Here is a 25,548-nt window from a genome sequence, read left to right as displayed (position 1 = left end):
TCTCTCTGAAAGAACACAGGGCCAGAAACCACATTCACCCTCGCGGGGAATTGATTGAAATCAAGATGGATGGATTTCTGTTCGTGTGGAGCAGCCGCGGATTGGACGCGAGATCAATCGCTTGCGGCCGGCATCGGACGCCGCAACACCGGCCGCTTCCGTAATATCACGGAGCCCGAATTGCCGGGTCGAGCGCTGTCAGTCGCCGGCGCTCGCCTTCAGCGCCGCGATGACATCCTCGCGGGCAATGATGCCGACCAGCTTCTGTGCACTGTCGAGCACGATGATGCTCCGGATACGGTGCTCGACCATGATCTGGAGCACACGCGTCAGCCGCGTATCGGGGCTGACATAGATGAACTCGGGCGTCATGACGTCACCGATCTTGCGGCTCATCAGGTCATCGTAGCGCGGCAACATCTGGCTCGGCGTGAAGGCGAAGCATTTCAGGATGTCGAATTTGGTGACGATGCCAACCACTTGCCCGTCGTCTTCGACCGGATAGGAGTTGAAATCGTCGGTCTCGAACATCTCGCTGAGATGGAATAAGTCGAGGCTGCGCTGCACCGTCTTGACGTTGCGCGTCATGAAGCCGTCGACGGTCTGTTCAAGAAATTTATACACGGCGCGTCCTCCTCGATTCGATACTGACCGGCCGGTGCTCAGTGCGACAACAGCACGTTGCGGGCGGTTTGCGTGACCAGATGCTGGGTGACGCCTCCCAGGATCAGCTCACGGAATCTCGAATGACCATACGCGCCCGCGACGATCAGGCCGGCGCCGACGTCGCCGGCGACTCTCTCCAGCTGCGCCGCGGGCGCTTCGCGTCCTGCGGCCTCCGAGACGCGCGCGGTCGCGGTAACGCCGTGACGGCCGAGCCAGGCGGCAACGTCGGTGACGCCGGCCATCACGGCCGAGCGGTCGTCGCCCTGCTCTGGAATCTCAAGGATGGTGACGTCCCTCGCTTTGCGCAGCATCGGCAGCGCGCTGGTCACCGCCCGCCGCGCCTCCGGCGTGTCCTTCCACGCCACCAGCACGTTGCGGAGGTCGAGCCAATTGGTCCGGTCGGGAACGACGAGAAGCGGGCGGCCGGCCTGCATCACCAGATCCTTGGGGCTCACGAGCGAGAAAGCATCGGAAAAGGCGGGGCTCTGCCCCCCGCTGACGATGATGTCGGCGCAACGCGCCTGGGCCAGGACGAATCGCGCCGGAAAATCCAGGGCGCTGCGCCACTCCACATGCCCTCCCCGGTTCTTCACGGCCGCACGGAACTGTGCTTCCAGGCTGGCCAGCCGCCGCTTGACCGAAGCCTCGCCTTCGTCGATCAGCCCTTGTGCCTCGGCGCCATCGGCGAAATAGAGCGGCGGCGCGAACTGCGCCGCGGCGACGCCGATAATGGCGGCCTCGAATCGTTCGGCGAGTTCCCCCGCGACCTGAAGACGCGCCTCGTTGGACTGATCCAGCGCCAAGCTGACCATGACGGTCGCGTATGTCATCGGAGAATCTCCAGCATCACCAAATTTTCTTTAATCCTAAACCTGCTGCTGCGCAGCAGGCTGAGATAGATCAAAACACGCGCATCTAGGTCAAACGCCGTCCAGTGGGAAATCCGCCAGTGAATTCAACGTCCGCTTGCCTCCGAGCGAGCCTTGCGCGAAATTGCGGTAGTGGTAAAGGCATCCTGCCTGCCCGCCCAGGATAGGAGCATGACTTGGCGCCGACCCGCTTAACCGATACGGCAGAGGATGGTCGGGGCGAGCATTTCCGGGGCCGCATCGAGGGATTCGGGGTGGGCACCTGGGATCTCAATCTCCAGACGCGCGAACTTGAATGGTCGGAAGTCGCCAAGCGGCTGTTTGGCCTCGGGCGGGATCAGGCCGTCAACTATGATCTCTTCCTGTCGTTGCTGGAGCCGGGCGATCGGGACCATCTCCTGAAGGCGATCGGGCGCACCTCGGAAGGCGGCGGTGAGCTTGACCTCTCCTTCAAGGTCGCCGGCGGATCCGGGAACGGCCAATGGATTCGGGCCAGGGCCGGAGTGATCCGGGACAGTTCGGGCACGCCACGTCATCTCACCGGAATCTTCCTCGACATCAACGAGGAAAAGGAGCTCGAGGAGGCCCTGCGCTCCCAGGAGAACCATCTCCGCTCGATTCTCGAGACGGTGCCCGATGCCATGATCGTCATCGATTCACGCGGCATCATGCAGCTCTTCAGCAGCGCCGCGGAGCGGCTGTTCGGCTACAGCAGGCAGGAAGCCATTGGTCGGAACGTGAGCATTCTGATGCCGGAGCCCGATCAGTCGCGTCATGACAGCTATCTCGACCGATATCTCAGGACGAATGATCCGCACATCATCGGCATCGGCCGGATTGTCACGGGCAAACGCCGCGACGGCACGACTTTCCCGATGCACCTGTCGGTGGGGCAGACGCAGCGCGCCGGCGAGCCCTATTTCACCGGCTTCGTGCGCGACCTCACCGAGCACCAGCAGACGCAGGCGCGGCTCCAGGAACTGCAATCCGAGCTCGTGCACGTGTCGCGGTTGACCGCAATGGGCGAAATGGCCTCCGCGCTCGCCCACGAGCTCAACCAGCCGCTGGCTGCGATCAGCAACTACATGAAGGGATCGCGGCGCCTCCTCGCCGGCAGCAGCGATCCCAACACGCCGAAGATCGAAAGCGCGCTGGACCGAGCGGCGGAGCAGGCACAGCGCGCCGGTCAGATCATCCGCCGCCTGCGCGACTTTGTCTCCCGCGGCGAATCGGAGAAGCGGGTCGAGAGCCTGTCCAAGCTGATCGAGGAAGCTGGCGCGCTCGGGCTCGCCGGCGCTCGCGAGCAGAACGTGCAGCTCCGCTTCAGCCTCGATCCCGACGCCGATCTCGTGCTTGCCGACCGGGTGCAGATTCAGCAGGTGCTCGTCAATCTGTTCCGCAACGCGCTCGAGGCAATGGCGCAGTCTCCGCGGCGCGAGCTCATCGTCGCCAACACCCGGGTCGGCGACGGCATGATCGAGGTGGAGGTCTCCGACACCGGCATCGGCTTCCGGGAAGACGTCATTCCAAACCTGTTCCAGACCTTCTTCACCACCAAAGACACCGGCATGGGCGTGGGGCTGTCCATCAGCCGCTCGATCATCGAGGCTCACGGCGGTCGCATGTGGGCCGAGAGCAATGCGGCTGGCGGAGCGACATTCCGCTTCACCTTGCCGGCAACCGACGAGAGCTGATTCATGACAACCAAGGGAAATGTCTACGTCATCGACGACGACGCAGCGATGCGGGATTCGCTGAACTTCCTGCTGGACTCCGCCGGCTTCGCCGTCACCCTGTTCGATGATGCGCTCGCCTTTCTCGAAGCCCTGCCCGGCCTCGATTTCGGCTGCGTCGTCTCCGACGTGCGCATGCCCGGTCTCGACGGGATCGAGCTGCTGAAGCGGATGAAGGCGCAGCAAAGCCCGTTCCCGATCGTGATCATGACCGGTCATGGCGACGTGCCGCTCGCGGTCGAGGCGATGAAGCTCGGCGCGGTCGATTTCCTGGAGAAACCGTTCGATGACGACCGGCTCACCGCCATGATCGATTCGGCTATCCGCCAGGCCGAGCCCGCCGCCAAGAACGAGGCCGTCGCGCAGGACATCGCCGCCCGCGTCGCGTCCCTGAGCCCCAGGGAGCGCCAGGTCATGGAAGGTCTGATCGCGGGCCTCTCCAACAAGCTGATCGCCCGCGAATACGACATCAGCCCGCGCACCATCGAGGTCTACCGGGCCAACGTCATGACCAAGATGCAGGCCAACAGCCTCTCCGAGCTGGTTCGGCTGGCGATGCGCGCCGGCATGCTCAAGGATTGAGGCAAGTCAAGGTGCCTTGCCGGCGGCGTGCTAACCAGTCAGCATGATTGAGGTCAGCTCGCTTTGTGCGCGGCCGTCGTCCTCCCCACAACCCACTGTCTTTGTGGTCGACGATGATGCCGCCGTCCTGGGATCCCTGCGGTTTCTGCTGGAGACCGACGGCTTTGCCGTGCGGACCTTCAGGAGCGGCACGGCCCTGCTCAATGTCAGCGGTGCTCCCGGGCCGGACTGCTATGTCATCGACTACAAGATGCCCGATATCAATGGCATCGAGCTGACCGGCCGCTTGCGCAAGTCCGACCGGGACGCCCCTGTAATCCTGATCACGGGCTATCCCGACGAGAACATCTCGGCCCGGGCCGCCACGGCGGGAATCAAAGACGTGGTCTTGAAGCCGCTTCTCGACGAAAACCTGGTCAAATGCATCCGCCACGCCATCAAGGATCGCCCCAGCGCCTGACCTACGGGGTTCTACGTAAGGCAACCCCCTTAAGATATCTCGCGAAATTTTCGAAGCACCCGATACCACGTAGGAAAGCGCCATCACACCGGAGATGGCGCAGATGCTGACCCAGACAATCAAGACCCAGGCAAGCAACACCCAAATCGGTGGCAAGATTGCTCCTGCCAATCCCGTTACCGACCAGTTCGGCGCGATCACGGGCCATGTCGGCCTGGTCGCCACCGAGTTCTCCTACGGCAAGGACGAGGAGATCTATGGCGAGGACGAAGCGGCCGAGTATGTCTACCAGGTCGTCACCGGCGCGGTGCGCAGCTACAAGCTTCTTTCCGACGGTCGCCGTCAGATCGGAGCCTTCCACCTCCCCGGCGACGTGTTCGGCCTCGAATCCGGCGCCACGCATCGCCTGGCCGCCGAAGCCATCATCGACACCACCGTGCGTCTGGTGAAGCGTGCGAGCCTCGAAAAGGCCGCCGGCACCGACGTGCAGGTCGCCCGCAAGCTCTGGGCGATGACCGCCTCCGAGCTTCGCCATGCCGAGGACCACATGCTGCTGCTGGGCCGCAAGACCGCGATGGAGCGCGTTGCGACCTTCCTGCTCGAAATGGACCGCCGCCTCGCCGTCGCCGGCATGATGGCGCTGCCGATGTGCCGTCGCGACATCGGCGACTATCTCGGCCTCACGCTCGAAACCGTGTCGCGCGCGCTGTCGCAGCTTCACGCCCAGGGCATTCTCGGTTTCTCCGGCGCTCGCCAGATCGTGCTGCGCAACCGCCAGCGCCTGCACAATCTCGACGCCTGATCGGTTTCTCCCCCGTGACTTGGCCGGCCGAATTCGTTTCGGCCGGCTTTTCTCTTGCCGCGATCATGCCGTGCGCCGGGTTTCCGGCATCACCAGCAGGATGAGAAGGAGCCCCGTCGCTGCGACGCCGGACAGCCCGATGAACGCGGTGGCGTTGCCGAACTTGTCGCTGACATAACCGCCAAGCACGGTGCTCAGCGATGCGCCGATGCCCGTTGCGGTGCCGACGATGCCCTGCGCCAGGTTGAAGTGACCGCTGCCAAAAGCGACGTCGGCGACGATCAGCGGAATCATCACCGCGAATACCGCCGCGGTGAGGCCGTCGAACACCTGCACCAGCACCAGGAGATAGGGATCGCGCACCGTCGCGAACAGCAGGCCACGGATCACCAGCGCGCCGAATCCGATCAAGAGCAAGGGCCGCCGGCCCCACACCTGCGCCTGGCGCCCGACCGTCGGTGAGAGCAGCGCCACGATGGCCTGCGGCACGATGATGCAGGCGGCGACGAGCACGGTGGCCCATTGGCTCGACCGCGCCGTCAGCGCGCTCGCCATCAGGGGCATCATCGCGGCGTTCGCGAGCTGCAGCAACATTACGCTGACCGCAAAGACGATGAGCGGGCGCTGCCGGATCAGGTGCCAGATATTGGTATCGGCGCGGTCGGCGGCCTCCGGCGGCATCTCGCCGTGACAGCGCCTGATATCGACCTCGTTCTCGCGGATGCGCGACAACGCGATGAGGGTCGGGATCACGAGCAGGAAGGTCACGAGGAAGACCGCCCGGCTCGACAGCAGATAGCCGACCGTGCCCATCACGGCCGCCGCGATGCCGCTGCCCAGCGAGGCGAAGCGCGCGTTGCGGCCGAGCCGCTCGCCGATCGCAAAAGGGCCGACGAGGCCGAGGCTGATCGCCGCGATCGCCGGTCCGAGCACGCAGCTGGCCGCCGCGTGCAAGGTAGCCGCGGCCACCACGACGGGGAAGATCGGCATCGCGGCATAGGCCAGCGCACAAGCGCCGATTGTCATGATCGCGAGGGCGGCGACCAGACGCTCCGATTTCGCGGCGTCGATGATCGCGCCGCCCGGCATCTGCCCGATCAACGCGACGATGCCGCCGATCGACAACACGAGGCCGATTTCGATCTGGGTCCATTTCTGCGTCGTCAGATAGACCGCGATGAAGGGGCCGAATCCGGTCTGCACGTCGGCGAGGAAGAAGATGAACCAATCGAGCCCGCGCAGGCTCTGCCGCGAGGGCGCCGGAAGGCTTGCGGCCGGCGGCGCGGCAACGTGATCCTGTTCGACGCCGCGGTCGCGATCCGCATGGTTCGGCTTCCTCAACAACAGCACAGGCGGTCAGCCCTCCGGCACCTCACTGGATTGCTTGCAGCGGCTGAAGGCTGCCGGACGCGCCGAGCACGACGATCGGCGTGTCCTCCTTGTATTCCGGCGCGGCCGCGACCTGCGCCTTGGTCAGTTCCAGCGTGATGCTGTCCTTCTTGTTGGCGATCTTGCCGAAGCGCAGCGCATTCCAGTCCACCACGATCTTGCGGCTGCCGACGCCGAGAAAGCCGCCAAAATCGATCGCGGCGGCACGGACATGGCCGGTGCGATCGACGATGACGTCGACGATGCGCCCCATGTCCTCGCCGGCGGCGCTACGAACGTCGCGGCCGAGCACGCCGTGGGCTTCGCTCGCGCCGATGATGGTCACCGAGGGCGGCGGCGCCGCATCCTTGGGCGTCACCGGAACGGTCGAGACGGGCGGCTGTGCCGCTGGCGGCACAGCCGCCTCATTCCGGCCGGCGGGCGGATCCTCCGCGGCGCGCGAGGGCGCCGCGGCCAGGGCCATCACCATCGCCGCGCCCAGGATCGAAGCTCCAATCGCACGCATGACACTCTCCTCACGACGCGCCGCTAGCGCGCCAGCACGATCGAGACCTGGATATGGCCGCGTGTGCGCATCACCTCCAGCGCCACGTCGTCGCCATGACGACCGACACGCAGGTCCACGCTGGACTCGCCCAGGCGCAGATCGCGCAGGATCACCTCATTCAGGAATGCCGGCAGATGGGGATTACGCAGACGAATCTCGCGGCGAGCCACGTCAAATTCCAGGCCCAGCGCCGCTTCCAGCAGCGTGAAAGGCGTCGCGCTGGCCCAAGCCTGCGGCGCGCAGGCGACCGGATAGAGCGTCGGGCCACGCCGCTTCTCGCGCCGGAAGCCGCAGAACAGCTCCGGCAGCCGGCGCAGATCCATGTAGGTAGCCGCGTCGAACAGGCCCTTGAAGACCAGCGCCACCGAATGCTTGAGGCCGTAGCGGGCGAGCCCAAGCGCGATCAGCGCATTGTCGTGCGGCCAGATCGACCCGTCGTGATAGGACATCGGATTGTAGCGCACCTCGCCTTGAGCGACAGTGCGGATGCCCCAGCCCGAGAAGAAATGCGGGCCCATCAGATCGGCAGCGACGAGGCGGGCGCGGTCCTCGCGGACCATGCCGCTGAACAGGACCTGGCCGGCGTTCGATGTCCTGACCTTGCAGGGCCGCTTCTCGCCGTCGAGCGCCAGCGCATAGGTGCCGAGCTCGTCGCACCAGAACGCCTTCTCGAACCGCTCGGCGAGTTCCCTGGCTTCGGTGTCGAGCTTGCGCATGCGATCCGGCTTGCCGAGCCGCAGCGCGCACCGCGCGGCGAGCTGCTTGGCAGCAAAGACGTAGCCTTGGACTTCCGCGAGCGCGATGTTGCCTTCCGCCAGCCGGCCGTCGGCATGAAAGATCGCATCGTAGGAATCCTTCCAGCCCTGGTTGGCCAAACCCTTCTCGGTGGCGCGCTGGTATTCGACGAAACCGTCCTGGTCAGGATCACCAGCGCCGTCGATCCAGGCTAATCCCGCCTCGATCGCTGGCCACAGCTCGATCAACGTGGCCTCGTCGCCGGTGCGCTCGAAATAGCTTCCCGCGAGCAGCACGAACAGCGCGGTCGAATCGACGCTGCCGTAATAATGCGCGAACGGCACCTCCCCGAGCGATGCCATCTCGCCGCCGCGCATCTCATGGAGGATCTTTCCGGGCGCGGCGTCCGCGCGCGGATCGATCGCCTTTGCCTGGAAATGCGCGAGCCGGCGCAGGACGCCCTTGGCGATGCGCGGATCGACCCAGAGCATCTGGAGCGCGGTGATCAGGCCGTCGCGCCCGAAGGTCGTCGAGTACCAGGGAATGCCGGCATAGGGGTAGCGTCCCTGCGGCGTCTCGGTCATCAGCATGTTGAGGTCGGCCATGGCTTGGCACAGCACCTCGTTGAAGATGTTGTTGGAGGTCTCGATGCTGGCCGCGCCCATGGTCGACCGCCTCATCTCGCGGCGATGCGCCAGAAGACCCGGAAAGAAACGAACCGGCCTTTCCGTGCCCGGGCGGTTGCAGGACACGGCCACGAACAGCGACTTGGCCTGATGCGGCTCCAGGTCGAGCTCCCACGTCGCTGCGTCCGCCGAGAGCCGCGTCGGACGCGGATCGAAATGCAGCCCGGTGGTGCGCTCGGCATCGTCGAGACCGCGATATTCGAACAGGACGTCGGTCGGCCCGACCAGCCGGCTCGTTCCGATGCCGCGGCGCGGCCGCCGCTCGCCGCGGACCTCGAACAGATCGGCGAAGTCGTTGCCGAACAGCAGCGTCAGGTTGAAGCTGGTACGCCGCTCGGCATGGTTCTGCACGCCAATGCGCTGATAGGCCCTGCCGCGCCACAGGAAGATCGTGCGCACGATGTGCAGCAGGTCCTTTTGTAGAACGAGGCTGCCTTCCCGATAGATATCCGGATTGGTCAGATCGACGGTCAGCGCCGAATTGTCATCGCGCAGGTTCGAGCCGAGCAGGAGCGGCTGGAGATCGTCGAGCACGAGTTCGAGCCGCGCGAGGTAGCGCGTATCGTGATGGAACAGGCCGTCCGGCCCGCCGGCGGACGCGCCGATGTCGCCATGACTGTCCAGCACGATGAAAGTATCGTCATGCTTGAGTGAACGCCGCGGCCGCGCCGACGGTCCGGTCATCGGAATGTAGAAGGGTTGTTCCGCGACCTGCTCCGAGGTCCGCGTCACGGAGGCGAACTGGGCTACGGTTTCGGCCGACATGAGCTGCTCCCCTGCGCTTGTATCGCAACGCAACCGACTCGAGAACGCGACTGTGCTTTAGGCGGCGGCTTGCGCGAGCCGGCTCATTTCCTGCGTGACCAGCTCACGATACGGCCCGTGTCCCTGCATCAGGCGCTCGGGCGAGCCGTCCTCGATGATCTTACCATGTCTCAACACCACCACACGGTCGAAATTGCGCAGCGTCGCGAGGCGATGCGCGATCGCGATCACGGTGCGGCCGCGCATCAACCGCGACAGCGCCTCGCGGATGGCCTCCTCGGATTCGCTGTCGAGCGCGGCGGTCGCCTCGTCCAGCAGCAGGATCGGAGCGTCCTTCAGGAAGGCGCGCGCGATGGCGATGCGCTGGCGCTGGCCGCCGGACATCTTCACGCCGCGGTCGCCGACCATGGTGTCGAGGCCTCCAGGCAGGCTCTCGACGAAGTCGCAGCGCGCAGCGATCGCCGCGCGCAACACCTCGTCGTCGGTCGCATTCGGCCGGCCGTAGCGGATGTTCTCGCGGATCGAGCGGTGGAACAGCGAGATGTCCTGCGGCACCACGGAAATCGCCTCGCGCAGACTGAGCTGCGTGACCTTCGAGATGTCCTGGCCATCGATGGTGATGTTACCCTCGTCGACGTCATAGAAGCGCTGGAGCAGCGTGAACAGCGTCGACTTGCCGCCGCCGGACTGGCCGACCAGTCCGACGCGCTGACCAGGCTGCAGCCGCAGGCTGAACCGCTCGAAGATCTTGTCGGCGCCGGGATAGCCGAACGTGACGTTATTGAATGCGATGGCCGCGCCGCTCTTCACCAGCGGCTCGGCCTCGGGGTGGTCGCGCAATTCGTGCGGAACCAGCAGCGTGGCGATCGCCTCGGTCAGCCGCGCCACGTGCTGGGTGACGTCGACCAGCGCAACCGCGAGGTCGCGCGTGGCGCTCAGGATCGAGATGCCGAGCGTGCAGACCAGCACGACGTCGCCCGTCGTCGCTTGGCCTTTCTGCCAGAGCGTGATGGCCCAGGCCATCAGCGCGATGGTCAAGAGCACCGTTATGGCTGCATGCAACAGCCGCAGCTTTTCCAGGTAACGCAGGCTGCGGCTTCGCGCGGTCAGCTCCCTGTTGACCGTGGCATCGAACCGCTCATGCTCGTGGCCGATGCCGCAGAAGGCACGGACCAGCGGCATGTTGCTGATGACGTCGATCATCTCGCCGTCAACCGCAGCCGCTTTGTCGGCGAAGTCGTCATGCAGCGGCTTTCCGGCAGCGGCCAGGCGGAACATCGCGATGACCATGCCGCCGGCGATCACGGTCAGGCCGAGCGCCATATAAGGGCTTACGGTTCCGATCAAGGCGATTGCCGCAATTGTGGCAATGCACGGCGGCAACACATTCCAGACGAACATGTTTTCGACCGTGAACACCGCGTTCGAGGTCGCGGTGATGCGGCTCGTCAGCATCCCCGGCATCCGGTCCGAAAAATAACTCGGTGCGTGTCCGGTCAGATGACGAAATATGTCACGCCGTAAATCGCCCGTTACCCTGACGAAGGTGAAGCTCGCCGTCCAGCTCGCGATCCGCCACAGGAAGTTGTCGGCGGCAATCAGCGACATGAGCAGAATGAATGCGAGCCATACACCGCCCCCTTGCGAGGGTCCGGCAGACAAGGCGTCGACAAGGGATTTGACCCCGTACTGGGTACCTACGGAGCAGGCAACGGCTCCGACGACCGCGGTGAGGATCACCAGATGCGATGCCATTCGCATCCGAAGATAGCGCAAGACAAAGGCAAATGGCCTGCGCGCGTATCCAGAAAGCTGATCCATATAACTGTCGCCCCGTTGGCTGGCTTTTCGTTTTGTTTGTTACCGATCGACTGAACATCGATCTCTTCGCCTGGGTTCCCAGGCTTGGCGATCACGACATGCGGATGCGGACGATATGAGAAGATGAAGTGGCAGCATCGAGACGGCCTGCAGACGTGGCGAACATGTAACGATCGGAGGAAGGAACTTCGCAGGTGCGGGAACGTTCCTCCGTCTGGCATTGCCGGTGCCGTACAGGCGGGGGCTTCAACATTCATGATCGCAGAGGAGATGGTGAGATGCGCATCGCGCAGGTAGCTCCGTTGACGGAGGCTGTTCCACCCAAGCTGTATGGCGGCACCGAGCGGGTGGTGCATTGGTTGACGGAAGAGCTGGTGGCCCTCGGACACGACGTGACATTGTTCGCCAGCGGCGATTCGCAAACGTCGGCAAAGCTGGACGCGCTGTGGCCGAAGGCGCTCCGTCTCGACGGTTCCGTGCGCGATCCCAATGCGCTGCACATGGTGCTGCTGGAGCGGGTGCGGCAGAAATGTGACGACGAGGAGTTCGACTTCCTCCACTTCCACCTCGACTATTATCCATGGTCGCTGTTCCACCGGCAGCCGACCCCGTTCGTGACCACGCTGCACGGCCGGCTGGATCTGCCGGAGCATCAGCCGGTCTTCAACACCTTCTCCAAGATGCCCGTCATCTCGATCTCCAATGCGCAGCGCCGCCCTGTCCCGCAGGCGAACTGGGTGACCACGATCCATCACGGCCTGCCGGAGAATCTGCTGACGCCGAAGCCGGCTCGCCAGGAATATCTCGCCGTGCTCGGCCGCATCGCTCCCGAGAAGGGCGTCGACCGCGCCATCAAGATCGCGACCCATTGCGGCATTCCGCTGAAGATCGCGGCCAAGGTCGATCGTGCCGACCAGGACTATTACGACGAGCTGATCCGGCCGATGATCGAGAACAATCCGCTGGTGGAGTTCATCGGCGAGATCAGCGACCACGAGAAGTCGGACTTCCTCAGCGGCGCGCTCGGCCTGCTGCTGCCGATCGATTGGCCGGAGCCGTTCGGCCTCGTCATGATCGAATCCATGGCCTGCGGAACGCCGGTGGTGGCCTTCAACCGCGGCTCGGTGCCGGAGATCATCGACGAGGGTCTCACCGGCTTCATCGTCGAGGATGTCATCAGCGCTGCGGGGGTGGTGAATCGGCTTCCGCAGCTCGACCGCACCGCGATCCGCAGGCAGTTCGAGACGCGCTTCACCGCGCGCCGCATGGCGCTCGACTATCTCGCGGCCTACCGCAGCCTGACCGAGGCACAGACGCCGCGGATCAAGCTGGTGAGCAGCGCGGAATAGTAAACCATCGGACGGTGTCGTCCCGGACAAGCGAAGCGCAGATCCGGGACGGCAGCTGCGCGGGTGTCGTCCCAGTCAATCAACACGTCGTTGCGAGCGCGGCGAAGCAATCCAGACTCTCTCCACGGCACGATCCTGGATTGCTTCCTCGCAAGGGCTCCTCGCAATGACGGCGGGAGAAAGCGGTGGTCTACATCACCACGGCCCGCTTTGGCTCGACGATCTCGAACATCCTTGGAAATTCATCCATCAGGCCCATCAGCTCAGCGAGCTTCATTGGGTTGCCGGCGAGCTTGACCTTGCCTGCAGCCACCGCCTCCGGGAAGCTCGTCAGCTTTGCGACCACCTCATCAAGCGTTGCGCGCGCGAGCGTGAAGCTGGCATCCGCATTCTCCGCCTGCACACCTTCGGTGTAAGTGAGCGCACAATTCTCCAGATTGAGCACGAACGTCTCGCCGGTGTCGGAAAAGCTCCAGTTCAAGACGATGTGCTTGCCTTCCGCCTTCGGCCCGTTGAGCCGGATGGCGAGCACATCCCAGAGCTGGGAAGTGCGCAGCGCCGCCAGCGTCTCGCGCGGCATGGGCGGACGCGCCGGCACTTTCGGCATGCCCTCGCGCAATTCCTGCGCGCCGAAGAGGTAGGCATTTCGCCAAGTACCGCTCTCCGCGGCATAACCGAGCTGCTCGAGGGTATCAGCCAAGAGCGCGCGCGCCGCCGCATTGCCGGGCTCGGCGAAGACGAGATGGCCGAGGGCTTGCGCGACAAAGCGAAACTCGCCCTTGTCGAAATCCGTCCGGGCCCGCGCCAGGATGGCGTCCGCACCACCCATGTATTCGACATACTTCCTGCCCGACTCGACCGGCGGGAGCGGATCGAGATTGACCGGATTGGCGTCGTACCAGCCGAGGTATTTCTGGTAGATGGCCTTCACATTGTGCCGGATGTGGCCGTAATAGCCGCGGCCGTGCCAGGCACCCTCCAGGCTCTTCGGCAGCTGGATCGTCTCGGCAATTTCCGCGGCGTTCAAGCCGTGGTTCATCAGGCGGATGGTCTGGTCATGAGCGAACTTGTAGAGGTCGCGCTGCTGCCGGATCATCGTTCCGATGCGCTCGCGCCCCCACACGGGCCAATGGTGCTGGCCGCACATCGCTTCCGCCTTGCCGTCCCAGAGCTGCAGGGCCTCGCCCAGATACTTCGACCAGGCCAGGGCATCGCGCACGTCGGCGCCGCGGAACGGCAGCAGATTGTGGAAATTATGCGTGCAATTCTCGGCGAGGTTCAGCAACTTGTAACGCGGCACGCAGAAGTGCATCTCCGCCGGCGCTTCGCTGTTCGGTGCCATCTGGAATTCGAAAGCGACGCCGTCGATCACGCGCGTGTCGCCGGTCGCCATGATCAGATCCGTGGGGCGCAGCAGCCCGGCCGATCCAGCCGCCATCGACTTGCCGAGGCCGCAATCGACCTGCCCGCGCACGCCCTTGGCAAGGAGAGGTCCGAACTGGTACTGCGCCCGGCGCAGCATCGCAGGCCCTGCGATGATGTTCTCGGAGACGGCGTGCTCCATGAACAGATTCGGCGCGATGATCGGCACGCTGCCGGTGGCGAGCGCATCCTCCTGCAGCACGCCGCGCGCGCCGCCCCAATGGTCCACGTGGGTATGGGTGAAGATGATCGCCGCGACCGGCCGGCCGCCGCGGTGCTTGAAATAGAGATCGAGCGCGGCGCGTGCGCCTTCGATCGAGGTCAGGGTGTCGACGACGATGACACCGCTGTCGCCCTCGATCAGCGTCATGTTGGCGATATCGAGCCCGCGCACCTGGTAGACGCCGGGCACGACCTCGAACAGGCCGTGATGCATGTTGAGCCGCGACTGCCGCCACAGGCTCGGATTGACCGTGGGCGGCGCCTCTTCGGCGGACAGGAAGCCATAGGGCTTGAGGCTCCAGACCGTTCGCCCTTGCGGAGTCGTGATCGTTGCATGCTCGATCGTGCCGAGGAAGCCGCGCGCGGCATCGTCGAAATCCCGTGTGTCGGAAAACGGCAGTGCGTTCAGCATCGCATCATGCTGCGCGATGACAGACGGCGACGCGTCCTTCGGCTCGCTGCTGGATTCCGTCATGTTGCTCCTCCCCGCCTGATGCACGGCATCTAACCGCATCTTGCGGTCGATTGCCATTGGAGGAGACGAAGGAAATGGAGCGAGATGCCTTCTCGCTTCCCCGCGAGGAGAGGGTCCACCGTCTACGCAGCTACGCCTTCAACGGGCTCGCGCGATGCCGTGGGGTTGTCCGCCATCCGCAGCTCGCTGGCCACCACGTAGCCGCCACGATTCTGCTTGGCTTGGTACAGCGCCTTGTCCGAGCGCGACAACAGCGCCTCTGCGGTTCGGCCGTCGTCCGGCGCGACGGCGACGCCGACGCTCGCACCGAGATCGATCACCTGTCCATCAACCTCGTACGGCCTGCCGATCGATTGCACGATCCGCCGTGCCATCGCCTCCGCGTCGGACGCGGCGCGCTGCACCAGGACGAACTCGTCGCCACCCATGCGGATCACGAGGTCGTCAGGAGCGGCCAGCGCCTTGAGCCGTCCGGCAACCTGCTTCAGCAGCGCATCGCCGGCAGGGTGGCCGAACCGATCGTTGGCTTCCTTGAAACGGTCGAGATCCAGCGTATGGACGGCAATTTATACCGGCCGACAGCATCACGGGCAGATCCCTCGCCAGCACCGAACGATTGGACACGCCGGTCATCGGGTCGGAGCGCGCAAGCTGCTCGAACTGGCGCTTGAGCGTGATCTGGCTGATCGAGGCGTTGAAGCTGAGCCGAACCATCTCGAAGCTCGCGACCACGTACATCAGGATGAGGAGACCGAGCCCGACATGGCGGAGATCGGGTTGCATGAAGCTCACGATCGCGGCAGGCGCGGCGATCGCGGCGAGATCGAGCAACGCCGCGACGGGACGCAGCGCCAGCCGCGCCACCACCCCGGCGCCGAAGCCGAAACCGATTCCGATCGCCATCACGGAGCAGAGCGCATCGCCCAGCACGATGCTGCGCGCGGCAAACACGCCGAGCACGAAGGCCGTTACCACGGTGCCGGCAATGTAGCGCCGTTCCCAGTGCACGGCCTCGGCCCGGCCGAGCCGTGGCGGAGCCGCGAGGCGGCGGCGAAATGCAAATATCTCGGCAAGACGAACAACCGCCACCACCACGCCAGCGACCGTCAGGCCGGCCGTCATCATGTCACCGGTCTCGTAGGTCGTGATGGCGCCGACCATCGCCTGGCAGGCGGCCGCGAGAATGGTGGGCATCATCGTGCCGTGAAGGCCCGTGATGACTTCCAAATGAACGGCGTCCGAAATCGACGCCGGTCCGGATTCCATTCTGTTGAAGAACATGCCAGCTCCCATCCACTGGCATTTACCTACCGAAGACCCGTAAAGATGCGTTCGCTACTCAACGATCGCATTTGAGCGTGCGGATTTGCCGCGCGTTAGCCATCTCTCGCCCAGGACGGGCGGAGACGCATGCTCATCGTCTCCGCCCCGCCACGCGGCGGCTACATGCCCAGCAAGCGAGGCAGCCACAAAGACAGGCCGGGCCAATACGTCACCACCACGAGGAATCCCAGCATGGTCAGCAGCCACGGCCACACTGCCACCGTGAGCTCGGTGATGCCCATCTTGGCGATGCCCGAGGCGACGTAGAGGTTGAGGCCGACGGGCGGATGGCACAGCCCGACCTCCATGTTGACCGTCATCAGGATGCCGAAGTGAATGGGGTCGATGCCGAGCTTGACAGCGACCGGGAACAGGATCGGCGCCATGATCAGGATGATCGAGGACGGCTCCATCACGTTGCCTGCCATCAACAGCAGGACGTTAACGAGCAGCAGGAAGCCGATCCATCCCAGGCCCTGGTCGATCATCCATTGCGCCAGCGCCTGCGGGACGTTCTCGTAGGTCATCAGGAACGAGAACAGCACCGCATTGGTGATGATGTAGAGCAGCATCGCCGAAAGATTCGCCGATGACAGCAGCACGCGCGGCACATCGCGCAGCTTGAGGTCCTTGTAGATGAACACCGCGACGATGAAGGCATAGACGGCGCTGACCGCTGCCGCCTCCGTCGGTGTGAACAGGCCGCTGTAGATGCCGCCGATCACGATCACGATCAAGAGGATGCCCCAGATCGATTTGCGGAACGCATCGAGACGCTCGAGGAAGGTGGCCTTCCGCATCCGCGGATAGTCGTTGCGCCAGGCGCGATAGAACGTCGTGGCGCCGAGCAGCGATGCGAGCGCAAGGCCCGGTACGATGCCCGCGATGAAGAGCTTGCCGACCGAGCTGTTGGTGGACACGGCATAGAGAACCATCGGGATCGACGGCGGAATGAGGATTCCGAGCGAGCCTGACGTCGTGATCACGCCGGCCCCGAACCGCTTCGGAAAGCCTTGTGCAACCATCGCGGGCAGGATCACCGAACCGATCGCCACCACGGTCGCCGGAGAAGAGCCGGAAATCGCAGCGAACAGCGCGCAGGCGACCACGCCCGACAGCGCCAGACCGCCGTACCAATGGCCGACCAGCGACGTTGCGAAGGTGATCATTCGCCGCGCGACGCCGCCATGGGTCAGGAAGTTGCCGGCGAGGATGAAGAACGGGATCGCCATGATCTCGAAATTCTCGATACCGGTGAACAGCTTCAGCGCCACCGATTCCGTCCGGACATCGGTCAGCGTGAACATGAAGCTGAGCACGGTCAGGCCCAGCGCGATCGAGATCGGCATGCCTGTCAGCATCAACGAGAGCAGAAGCGCGAACACGATGAAGACACGCAGGCCCTGCGGCAGCGTGATGACGTGGGCCGCATGCGCAAAGCACAACGCAACGATCAGGACAGGCAGCAGCATCAGAATCCAGCCGAGCGGGCTGCGCTCGTCCCGGACGACCTGGCTGTGCGTGACCGGCGCCGGATGCACCGGATCCGCCTCGACGCCCTCGACGCCGGCCATGTCGTGATGCGGAAGCTCACCGGTGCGATAGAACGACCAGGCGACCTGCAGGAAGCGGAAGCACATCAAGGCGGAGCCGAGCGGGATGGTGAGATAGACCATCCACATCGGCGCTTCGAGGTCGTTGGACTGTTGGCCGCTCTGCCACATGTGGCTGACGAAGGCGGCCCCGAAATAGCCCACGATGGCGGTGAAGAGCGCGCCGCACAGAAGGCCGAAGGTGATGACGCGCCGGCGCGAGCCGCCGGGAAGGAGGTTGACGAGCACGTCGACGCCGACATGGATACCGGTCCGCACGCCGTAAGCGGCGCCGAACTTCGCCATCCAGATGAACATGTAGATGCAGAGCTCCTGCGCCCAGGAAAGGTCGAGCGCGGCAAGCCAGACGAACACCGCTCGCGCCGGAACGGCAAGGAAGGCCAGGTTGCGGGCCTCCGCCCATTTGGCGATGTCGATGGAGAGCCCGGCGCCGTAGCGGTGCAGCACCGCAACGAAGATGAGCGACGTCGCCGCCGCGATCATCGTCGCGATCAGCCATTCCTCGAGATGATTGAGCACCCGGTTCAGCGCACGCAGCAACTTCGTCCCCCCAGCGTTTGGCTCGTCCATTCAAGAGCGCAACGGCCGGGAGTGCGATCACCCCCGACCGTTGGCATTGTTGTTAGGACGCGGCCCGTCAGTTCATCTTGACGTCGAGTTCCTTGGCGACGAGATCGAGCACCTCCTGCCCGACCCGCCCCTTTGCCCATTTATAGGTCGGCTGCATCGCTTCTTGCCAGGCCTTGCGGTCGGCATCGGTGAGATAATGCAGATTGGTCTTGCCCGTCTTCTTGATCTCGGCCAGGGCGTCCTCGTTCTCCTGGCGCGCGATCGAGTTGGTGTAGTCGGTCGCCTCCGCCATCGCCTTCTCGAGCTGGGCGCGGATATCGGGCGGCAGGCCGGACCAGAATTTCGAGTTGACGATGACCGCATATTGCAGATGCGCGTGGTAGGACACGGTGATGTCCTTCTGCACCTCGTAGAACTTCTGCGTCAGATAGTTGGATGCGGTGTTCTCGCAGCCATCGACCACGCCGGTCTGCAAGGCCTGGTAAACTTCCGAGAACGCCATGATCTGAGGGATCGAGCCCATGATGCGAAGATATTGGTCGGCCACCTTCGATCCGGAGATACGGAACTTGAGGCCCTGGAAATCGGTCGGCTTCGCCAGCGGACGGTTGGCGGAGAGCATGTGGAAGCCGTTGTCCCAATAAGCGAGGCCGATGATGCCCTTGGCCTCGAGCTTCTGGAACAACCACTTGCCGATCGTGCCCTTCATTGCGTTGGAATAGGTCTGGTCGTCCTTGAACAGCCAGGGCAGGTCGAGCGCCTCAAACTCCTTGATCCCGAGCGGGGCGAATTTCGCGGTTGACGGCGCGAGCATTTGCACCGAGCCGAGCTGCAGCGCCTCGATCTCCTCCTTGTCCTTGTAGAGCGTGGAATTCGGATAGACTTCGACCTTGACCTTGCCGTCGGTATACTTCTCCGCGAGCTCCTTGAATCTCAGCGCACCCTTGCCCTTCGGGGTGTCGTTGGCGACAACGTGGCTGAACTTTATGACGATGGGGCTCTGAGCCGCGGCGATGCCGGGCGTCAAGAGAACAGCCGCGGCGGCGACCGCAACAAGCAGCTTGCGCATGAAGTACCTCCCAATAGCCTCCGAAACCGGCTTCTTTTGTGTTTTTCAGGTCCGCAATGGCAGCAATCCGCTACCCGGACAGCGAGACCCAAGCCGAACTTGCCGCAGCCAAGCTAGCTTGGCGACCGCTATATGCGCAACCCGGCGTTCGCCCGCGTCCAATGGAACGAGCACTTATGCCGCATTGCGGCAGGGCCGTCAGCCTTTGCGCTGCGCAATCATGAAGAGACGGCGGAACGGGAAAAGCGTCTGTCCCGCCGCATTCTTCGGGTAGGCCTCGGCGACCCGCGCTCCATAAGCGGCCTCGAACGCGGCCTTCTCCTCGCCCTGCAGGACGTCGAGATAGCGTGTCAGCCAGGTCCCCTTGGTCCATTCCTTCACGGGGTTCTCGCCTTCGAGCACTTGAAGATATTCCGTCTCCCAGATGTCGATGTTGGCCGACATCGGCGCAAGCAGATCGTGATAGAAGGACGGCCCCTCGACGGGCGGCGGGGTGACGAGATGCTCGACCTTGGACCGCCACGGACCATTCAACGCCGTCTCGCCGATCAGCACATGCGAGGGCGCGGTGAAGTTGCGCGGCATCTGCACCGCGAGCATGCCGCCGGGACGCACCTTCTCCATGACCGACGGGAAGAGCGCCGCATGATTGGGCAGCCAGTGCAGTGCGGCATTGGAAAAGATCAAGTCATACTGCCCGGCGGGACGCCAATGGCCGAGATCCTGATGTGACCATTCCACGTCAGGCGCGGCCTTCCGGCCCGCGTCGACCATCTCGGCCGAGCCCTCGACACCGACCACGCGTGCATCAGGCCAGCGCTCCTTGATCAGCTTCGTCACGTTGCCGGCGCCGGCGCCGAGATCGGCGATCGCGCGCGGCGCAAAATCCGGAATCCGCATCAACAGATCGACGGCAGGCCGGAGCCGGTGGCCGGCGAACTTCAGATATTGCTGCGGATCCCAGACCATCGCTCGCGCCTTTTTCTTTCGTGTTTCCCTCACTGGGACTCTTGATTACCATTGCTCGTCCCCGCCGGGCAATTCACCCCGGCCGGGACAGGGCAGCAGCGCAACAGGCGAAAGCCAGGCAAGGAAGAAAGCGCGCGACCGGCCGGCCTTGATTCACGTTTCCAAACACTATTGCGCCGCACGAGGAGTTGAGGCATCGACAGCGTTGATCTGCATCAAGAGAACGGTGGAGCACTTGCAGGATCCTCGCTCGCCATCGGCGGGCCGACTCGAGACTGCCAGCATCCGGCTTGAGTGCTGGTCTGTCGGCGATAGCGCTGCCGGCGCATGCCGGTCGGAGCCGTGCGGTGACATTGCAGAGGCGGTCAGCATTCTACACCTCGTCACTATCCGCATGGCGAACGGCCCTTGGAGTGCGCGGTGAGCGGTTGGACGCGTTGGGTGCCGGGGATCGAGACGCTTCGCCACTACGAATCTGATTGGCTTCGGAACGACGTATTCGCAGGTCTCGTGCTGGCGACCATGCTTGTCCCGGTCGGAATTGCCTATGCCGTGGCGTCTGGCCTGCCGGGCATCCACGGCCTCTACGCAACCATCGTCGCTCTTCTGGCCTACGCGGTGTTCGGTCCGAGCCGCATCATCGTGCTCGGACCCGACTCGGCGCTGGCAGCTGTCATCCTCGGTGTCATTGCCCCCTTGTCCGGTGGTGATCCGGTCCGCGCCGCAATGCTTGCCGCCATGATGGCGCTCGTTTCAGGAGCTGTGCTCATCGTGGCGGGCATCGCGCGATTGGGCTTCGTAACCGAGCTTCTCTCGAAGCCGATACGGTATGGCTACATGAACGGGATCGCGCTGACCGTCCTGATCAGCCAACTGCCAAGGCTGCTCGGTTTCTCGATCGAGAGCGAAGGGCCGCTGAGAGGCCTGTGGGCGATCACCATCGGGATCAGCGGCGGCAAGATGAACTGGGCCGCATTCACAATCGGACTCGGCACGTTGATGGTGATCCTGCTGCTCAAGGATAGCAAACGACTGCCGGGAATCCTGATTGCCGTCGTCGCAGCGACCCTTGTCGTCGCACTATTTGATCTCGGAAGCGGTCATGGTGTGGAAGTCTTGGGCCCACTTCCGCAGGGTCTGCCGGCGTTCTCTATTCCCAGGATTGGTTACAGCGATCTGATCCCGGTGCTGACCGGCGGGTGCGCCATCGCTCTCGTTTCGTTCGCCGATACCAGCGTGTTGTCGCGAACCTACGCTGCGCGATTCGGCGATAAAGTCGATCCGAACCAGGAGATGGTGGGTCTCGGCGCGGCCAATCTGGCGACTGGTCTGTTTCAGGGCTTCCCCATCAGCAGCAGTTCATCGCGCACGCCAATTGCCGAGGCCGCCGGCGCGCGCACCCAGCTGGCGAGCATCGTCGGCGCGCTCGTCATCGCCTTCCTTCTGCTGTTTGCGCCGAATCTGCTGCAGCACCTGCCGCACGCCGCATTGGCAGCGGTGGTGATCTCAGCCGCAATCAGCTTGATCGAGATCAGCGATCTCAAGCGAATCTACCGAATCCAGCGCTGGGAATTCTGGTTGACTGTGCTGTGTTTCGTCGGCGTCACCGTGCTCGGCCCGATCCCGGGAATCGGCCTTGCCATCGCCGTGGCCATTGCGGAGTTTCTGTGGGATGGCTGGCGTCCGCACTCCGCGATTCTGGGGCGGGCACACGGCGTCAAGGGCTATCACGACATCACGAGATATCCCGATGCCCGGCTGATCCCGGGACTGGTCCTGTTCCGCTGGGATGCGCCGCTGTTCTTCGCCAATGCCGAGTTCTTCAAGGAGCGAATTCTGGCCGCCGTCGCGACATCGCCAACACCTGTGCGCTGGTTGGTCGTCGCCGCCGAACCGGTCACGAGCGTCGACGTCACCGCTTGCGATACCGTTGCAGAACTGAACGAGGCGCTCCGAGCCAGGGGCATCGAACTCTGCTTTGCCGAGCTCAAGGACCCGGTGAAGGACAAGCTGAAACGATTTGGTTTGTACGCCCAGGTCGGCGAGGCCCACTTCTTTCCGACCATCGGCTCAGCCGTTTCGAGTTACCTGGACACGAACAATGTCGCGTGGAGGGACTGGGAAGACGAGGTCGAGGTTGGTCGTAACATCGGATAGTGACGTCGAGCCGGCCACAGGCAACAAGCGAGTCATTGCTGAAACGTGCGGGCGCGCACTCCCAGGCTTCAGGGGAACATGGGCCCAATCCGGTCGTTGCTCCCGCTCCACTGGAGGAAAGTTCATGGCCAAGAAACCGCTCGCCGATACCTCAAGGGAAATGGCCGGAATCGACATCGCCATTCTCTCGACCCACGCCGAGAACGGCGAGATTGCGAACCGTCCGATGAGCAACAGCGGCGACGTCGCCTACGCCGGCACCTCGTATTACTTCACCTACGAACAGGCGCGGACGGGATCGGACATTCAACGAAATCCAAAGGCAGCGCTCGGATTCTCATCCGAGGCGGGGCTTTTCTCCAAGGGAATCTACCTCGCCGTTGAAGGCAGTGCCGAATTGATCCGGGACAAGACGGCCTTCCAGCAGCACTGGACGAGCGATCTCGACAAATGGTTCGACCACGGCATCGATACGCCCGGCCTCGTCCTGATCACGGTCAGAGCCAACCGCATGGCCTATTGGAAAGGTCGTGAAGAGGGGGAGGTCGAGCTCTGATCGGCCCCGGTCATGCGGCGAATTCTTGATTGGTTCTTCCGGAACCGCGAAACCGGCGCCATCACCATCGCCCAGTGGCCCAACCTCGTTCTGTGGATCGTCATCGTCGCGGGAATTCTGCTCTGGATATGGCCGTCCGCAGGCAAGGCCAGCCTCGCCTTGACGATCGTCGTGAAGGGCGGGCTCATCATCTGGGGCGCCGACGAGATCATTCGCGGCGTGAACCCCTGGCGACGCTGTCTCGGCGCTGCCGTTGTGCTCTATGAGCTCATGACGCTTCTGCCGTAAGGTCGTGAACATGTCTGCATGACCTGCAGTACCAGTCTCAGAGAAAGGCAGATCACCGTTCGCGGCTTGCTGTTCCCAGCACATCGTGCCGCCATGCACCTGGGCTGATGCCGGCAATTGCCGAGAAGACCCGCGTGAAGTGGCTCTGGTTCGCAAAGCCGGCAGAGATCGCAACCTCGGACAATGATGGGCCGGGCTCGCTCATCAGACGCTTTGCGGTTCTCACGCGATGATGCAGAAGCCAGCGATGAGGCGGCAGGCCGGTCGCCGCGCGAAACGCGCGTGAGAAATGGCTGACGGAGAGGCCTAGCTCCGCAGCGATCGCCTCCAATGGCAGCTTCCCGCTGAGATCCGCTTCGAGTTTGTCGCAGGCCCGCGCGAGCTGCCATGACGCAAGCGCGCCGCGGCTGCTCTCGACCTTGTTTCGAAAGCCGCCATAGGCTTGAGCGACGTGGGCGGCAAGCGCCAGCATGATGTGGTCGACGAAGAGCTGATTTGCCTCGTCCGGCCGCCGCAGTCCCTCGCGCAAGGAGGCGCCGATGTGACGAACGATGGCATCATCGTGCCCGATTGGGCTGCAGTCGAGCGTATCGATGCGCCGTGCGCCCGACTGATCAGCGAGACCATCGAGCGCGGAACGCGGCACGTAGAAGTGCAGAGAGTGGAATGGCTTGTTGATCAGGTAGCGCGGGTCGACCTTGAGATCATAGAGATACGTCGTGCCGGCGTGGACATCCGCCTTTTTGATGTGACGCCCCTGCTCCCAGATCTCGCACTCCGGATAGTCGCGCAGCTTCAGACTGACCAGATAGGCATCTTCCGCGGCGAACGAACCGGAAAGGCCCGGCACGGGACTGTCGTGGCGCGTTTCAGTGACCGCAATCTTGGTGCTGCGCAGCGACCCCGTCGTCAGAGTGGGAGGGGCTTCCTCCAGGCGAAGGAACTCTGCGAGCCGTTCACCGTAAGCGCCTGTCCTGGTCATCCTGTGTCTCTTCCGTCATGTCGAGGGAGCAGGCCACAGCAAGCTGCCATTACCAGAGCACTATATCGGGTATTGGCTCGTTGCTGTCCACGACCGGCGACGTCGCCCCGGAGCGGCTCGGTCCTTCGCCTCGACCGAGCGACGTCAGAATTGTCAGTTATTCCAAAGCGATGTGCCCGGACCCGATGGCTTGGGATGCCTGGAGAATAGAGGCGCGGACATCACGATTTTTCACAAACGCACGCGGACCGCGCGCTCCTCGTGTCCGCAGAGCAGGATCAGGCAAAACACGGCAGCAATAGGAAAGACGCAGATTTCCGCGCCGCCTAGAACCCGCAAATCTGCGGCATCGAACCTCGACGGATTGCCTTCGGACCCCGAATCCATCCGCCGAGCGAATATCACGGCACCGGCCGTTCGGCCCCGCTTCGCTGCGGCTGAAACCACGATCAAGAGGTCACGCGTCAGCGAGGCGCGCACACGAGCGAGAGTCCATGAGCAAGGTCGTCTTGCGCGAATCCGCGAATGACATCCTCGCCGCCCCTCGTGGGCAGCGGGACGTTGCCCTCGTAGGCGACCGGTCAGCTGCCGGTGAGGAGATGGCTCGCGTGCTCCGGACGGCTCCCTTTCGCATGGCGTTGGACTCCTCCGGCGCCGGAATTGCTCACTGGAAGCACGACCCATTGCACGATGTCGTCGAGCCCATGAGCCACCACGTCATCATGGCCTATAATGGCACGGTCCAGCGCATGGAGCGACGGTCCGGACGGTCGATCGCGATCGGGACGTTTCGTCCCGGCGTCGTCATCGTCATTCCGGAGGGATCGACCTCCCGATGGGACATCCCAAAACCCGTCGATGTCGTTCAGCTCTACCTGCCGCAGACAACGCTGAAGCGCGTGGCGGACGAAGCGGCAACCGGATCACCGACTGAACTCCTGGAGCGCACCGCGCATCCAGATCCCGTGACTTCCCGACTGTTGCTGAGTGCCGCGGATGTGCTGGAAGGGCACGAAGCGCTGGATACGCTCTTCAGGCAACAACTCATGGATTTGCTAGCGACACGTCTTCTGGCTGCGCACACCGGTTCGCCAAGTGCGATCGCGCCGACGAGGGGCGGATTGTCGCCTAAGACACTGCTTCGCGCAATCGAGCGGTTGCGCTCGGACAGTGATGCCGACGTCTCGCTCGCAGCTCTTGCTGCCGACGCCGGCTTGTCGCGCTTTCATTTCTGCCGTGCATTCAAGGACTCCACGGGACTGTCTCCCCATGCCTGGCTGCGTCAGCATCGGCTCGAGCAAGCCATGAACATGCTGCGCGACACCGATGCGTCAGTGGTCTCGATTGCGGCTACGCTCGGCTACTCCTCGCAGACCGCTTTTGCCGCCGCGTTTCGAAAGCTCACCGGGGAATCGCCGAGCGATTGGCGGCGACGCGCACGTTAGCAGCAATCGCGCTGCAATCGCCTCAATCGCGCTGGGGCATCGGCGCATGCGTT

The 25,548-nt window shown here is 63.8% G+C and carries 22 protein-coding genes and 1 pseudogene; 9 read left to right on the top strand and 14 right to left on the bottom strand.

Going from position 1 to position 25,548, the window contains the following annotated elements; genetic code table 11:
- Nucleotides 1-198: 198 nt before the first annotated feature.
- Nucleotides 199-624, bottom strand: a complete 426-nt coding sequence (locus K408_RS0119415) for a CBS domain-containing protein (RefSeq protein WP_024340152.1) — start codon at nucleotides 622-624, stop codon at nucleotides 199-201.
- A 38-nt stretch (nucleotides 625-662) separates the two neighbouring features.
- Nucleotides 663-1,496, bottom strand: coding sequence for a universal stress protein (locus K408_RS0119410; protein WP_024340153.1), 834 nt, complete (start codon nucleotides 1,494-1,496; stop codon nucleotides 663-665).
- Between the two features lie 215 nt (nucleotides 1,497-1,711).
- On the opposite strand from K408_RS0119410, the gene fixL reads away from it, so the two are divergent.
- The 4 genes from fixL (at nucleotide 1,712) to K408_RS0119390 (ending at nucleotide 5,112) form a co-directional block, all read left to right on the top strand.
- Complete coding sequence (gene fixL, locus K408_RS0119405; protein ID WP_024340154.1) at nucleotides 1,712-3,229, top strand: sensor protein FixL; 1,518 nt, start codon at nucleotides 1,712-1,714, stop codon at nucleotides 3,227-3,229.
- Between the two features lie 3 nt (nucleotides 3,230-3,232).
- Nucleotides 3,233-3,850: a response regulator FixJ gene (gene fixJ, locus K408_RS0119400; RefSeq protein WP_024340155.1), complete on the top strand. Its 618-nt coding sequence runs from the start codon at nucleotides 3,233-3,235 to the stop codon at nucleotides 3,848-3,850.
- 43 nt (nucleotides 3,851-3,893) lie between these two features.
- Nucleotides 3,894-4,310, top strand: coding sequence for a response regulator transcription factor (locus K408_RS0119395; protein ID WP_024340156.1), 417 nt, complete (start codon nucleotides 3,894-3,896; stop codon nucleotides 4,308-4,310).
- A gap of 103 nt (nucleotides 4,311-4,413) precedes the next feature.
- Nucleotides 4,414-5,112: a helix-turn-helix domain-containing protein gene (locus K408_RS0119390; RefSeq protein ID WP_024340157.1), complete on the top strand. Its 699-nt coding sequence runs from the start codon at nucleotides 4,414-4,416 to the stop codon at nucleotides 5,110-5,112.
- Between the two features lie 63 nt (nucleotides 5,113-5,175).
- On the opposite strand, the gene K408_RS0119385 is transcribed toward K408_RS0119390, so the two are convergent.
- The 4 genes from K408_RS0119385 to K408_RS0119370 are packed head-to-tail and all read right to left on the bottom strand — an operon-like array spanning nucleotide 5,176 to nucleotide 11,055.
- The gene (locus tag K408_RS0119385; protein WP_024340158.1) at nucleotides 5,176-6,462 is read right to left on the bottom strand and encodes an MFS transporter; all 1,287 of its coding nucleotides are present in this window, start codon (nucleotides 6,460-6,462) and stop codon (nucleotides 5,176-5,178) included.
- Between the two features lie 22 nt (nucleotides 6,463-6,484).
- On the bottom strand, nucleotides 6,485-7,006 hold the full coding sequence (locus tag K408_RS0119380; RefSeq protein ID WP_024340159.1) for a PRC-barrel domain-containing protein: 522 nt from the start codon (nucleotides 7,004-7,006) through the stop codon (nucleotides 6,485-6,487).
- A 23-nt stretch (nucleotides 7,007-7,029) separates the two neighbouring features.
- Entirely contained in the window at nucleotides 7,030-9,234 is a 2,205-nt protein-coding gene (locus K408_RS0119375) for an amylo-alpha-1,6-glucosidase (protein WP_024340160.1), read from the bottom strand.
- Nucleotides 9,235-9,291: 57 nt separating this feature from the next.
- Nucleotides 9,292-11,055 (bottom strand): ABC transporter ATP-binding protein, encoded by a 1,764-nt coding sequence (locus K408_RS0119370; RefSeq protein WP_024340161.1) that lies wholly within the window; start codon nucleotides 11,053-11,055, stop codon nucleotides 9,292-9,294.
- Nucleotides 11,056-11,333: 278 nt separating this feature from the next.
- Here K408_RS0119370 and K408_RS0119365 point away from each other — a divergent pair, with 278 nt between their 5' ends.
- The gene (locus K408_RS0119365; protein ID WP_024340162.1) at nucleotides 11,334-12,404 is read left to right on the top strand and encodes a glycosyltransferase family 4 protein; all 1,071 of its coding nucleotides are present in this window, start codon (nucleotides 11,334-11,336) and stop codon (nucleotides 12,402-12,404) included.
- A 190-nt stretch (nucleotides 12,405-12,594) separates the two neighbouring features.
- Here K408_RS0119365 and K408_RS0119360 read toward each other — a convergent pair whose 3' ends face one another.
- The 7 genes and pseudogenes from K408_RS0119360 to K408_RS0119340 form a co-directional block, all read right to left on the bottom strand.
- Nucleotides 12,595-14,523, bottom strand: coding sequence for an alkyl/aryl-sulfatase (locus tag K408_RS0119360; RefSeq protein ID WP_024340163.1), 1,929 nt, complete (start codon nucleotides 14,521-14,523; stop codon nucleotides 12,595-12,597).
- A 122-nt stretch (nucleotides 14,524-14,645) separates the two neighbouring features.
- A complete protein-coding gene (locus tag K408_RS43445) occupies nucleotides 14,646-15,074 on the bottom strand; it encodes a GGDEF domain-containing protein (RefSeq protein ID WP_230646498.1) in 429 nt (142 codons plus the stop codon).
- Nucleotides 14,968-15,804: a hypothetical protein gene (locus tag K408_RS38255; RefSeq protein ID WP_230646476.1), complete on the bottom strand. Its 837-nt coding sequence runs from the start codon at nucleotides 15,802-15,804 to the stop codon at nucleotides 14,968-14,970. The genes K408_RS43445 and K408_RS38255 overlap by 107 nt, the downstream gene beginning before the upstream one ends.
- 161 nt (nucleotides 15,805-15,965) lie before the next feature.
- Nucleotides 15,966-17,246 (bottom strand): TRAP transporter large permease, encoded by a 1,281-nt coding sequence (locus tag K408_RS44125; RefSeq protein WP_230646497.1) that lies wholly within the window; start codon nucleotides 17,244-17,246, stop codon nucleotides 15,966-15,968.
- A 216-nt stretch (nucleotides 17,247-17,462) separates the two neighbouring features.
- A pseudogene (locus K408_RS44120) lies at nucleotides 17,463-17,942 on the bottom strand (TRAP transporter small permease); the annotation flags it as partial.
- A gap of 154 nt (nucleotides 17,943-18,096) precedes the next feature.
- Entirely contained in the window at nucleotides 18,097-19,098 is a 1,002-nt protein-coding gene (locus tag K408_RS0119345) for a DctP family TRAP transporter solute-binding subunit (protein ID WP_024340165.1), read from the bottom strand.
- Nucleotides 19,099-19,296: 198 nt separating this feature from the next.
- A complete protein-coding gene (locus K408_RS0119340) occupies nucleotides 19,297-20,067 on the bottom strand; it encodes a methyltransferase domain-containing protein (RefSeq protein ID WP_024340166.1) in 771 nt (256 codons plus the stop codon).
- Between the two features lie 420 nt (nucleotides 20,068-20,487).
- Here K408_RS0119340 and K408_RS0119335 point away from each other — a divergent pair, with 420 nt between their 5' ends.
- The 3 genes from K408_RS0119335 (at nucleotide 20,488) to K408_RS0119325 (ending at nucleotide 23,068) form a co-directional block, all read left to right on the top strand.
- Nucleotides 20,488-22,224, top strand: a complete 1,737-nt coding sequence (locus K408_RS0119335; protein WP_024340167.1) for a SulP family inorganic anion transporter — start codon at nucleotides 20,488-20,490, stop codon at nucleotides 22,222-22,224.
- A 124-nt stretch (nucleotides 22,225-22,348) separates the two neighbouring features.
- Nucleotides 22,349-22,780 carry a pyridoxamine 5'-phosphate oxidase family protein gene (locus K408_RS0119330; RefSeq protein ID WP_024340168.1) on the top strand — a complete coding sequence of 144 codons (432 nt, stop codon included), beginning with the start codon at nucleotides 22,349-22,351 and terminating at the stop codon, nucleotides 22,778-22,780.
- Nucleotides 22,781-22,792: 12 nt separating this feature from the next.
- Nucleotides 22,793-23,068, top strand: coding sequence for a hypothetical protein (locus K408_RS0119325; RefSeq protein WP_024340169.1), 276 nt, complete (start codon nucleotides 22,793-22,795; stop codon nucleotides 23,066-23,068).
- 52 nt (nucleotides 23,069-23,120) lie between these two features.
- On the opposite strand, the gene K408_RS0119320 is transcribed toward K408_RS0119325, so the two are convergent.
- The gene (locus K408_RS0119320) at nucleotides 23,121-24,050 is read right to left on the bottom strand and encodes a helix-turn-helix transcriptional regulator (RefSeq protein WP_024340170.1); all 930 of its coding nucleotides are present in this window, start codon (nucleotides 24,048-24,050) and stop codon (nucleotides 23,121-23,123) included.
- 494 nt (nucleotides 24,051-24,544) lie between these two features.
- Between K408_RS0119320 and K408_RS0119310 the strand changes: the two genes are divergently transcribed.
- Entirely contained in the window at nucleotides 24,545-25,495 is a 951-nt protein-coding gene (locus tag K408_RS0119310; RefSeq protein WP_028145937.1) for a helix-turn-helix transcriptional regulator, read from the top strand.
- Nucleotides 25,496-25,548 lie beyond the last annotated feature (53 nt).

This window comes from Bradyrhizobium sp. in8p8 (assembly GCF_000426845.1).
Lineage (GTDB): Bacteria > Pseudomonadota > Alphaproteobacteria > Rhizobiales > Xanthobacteraceae > Bradyrhizobium > Bradyrhizobium japonicum_C.
This window is presented reverse-complemented; position numbering and strand designations above follow the sequence as displayed.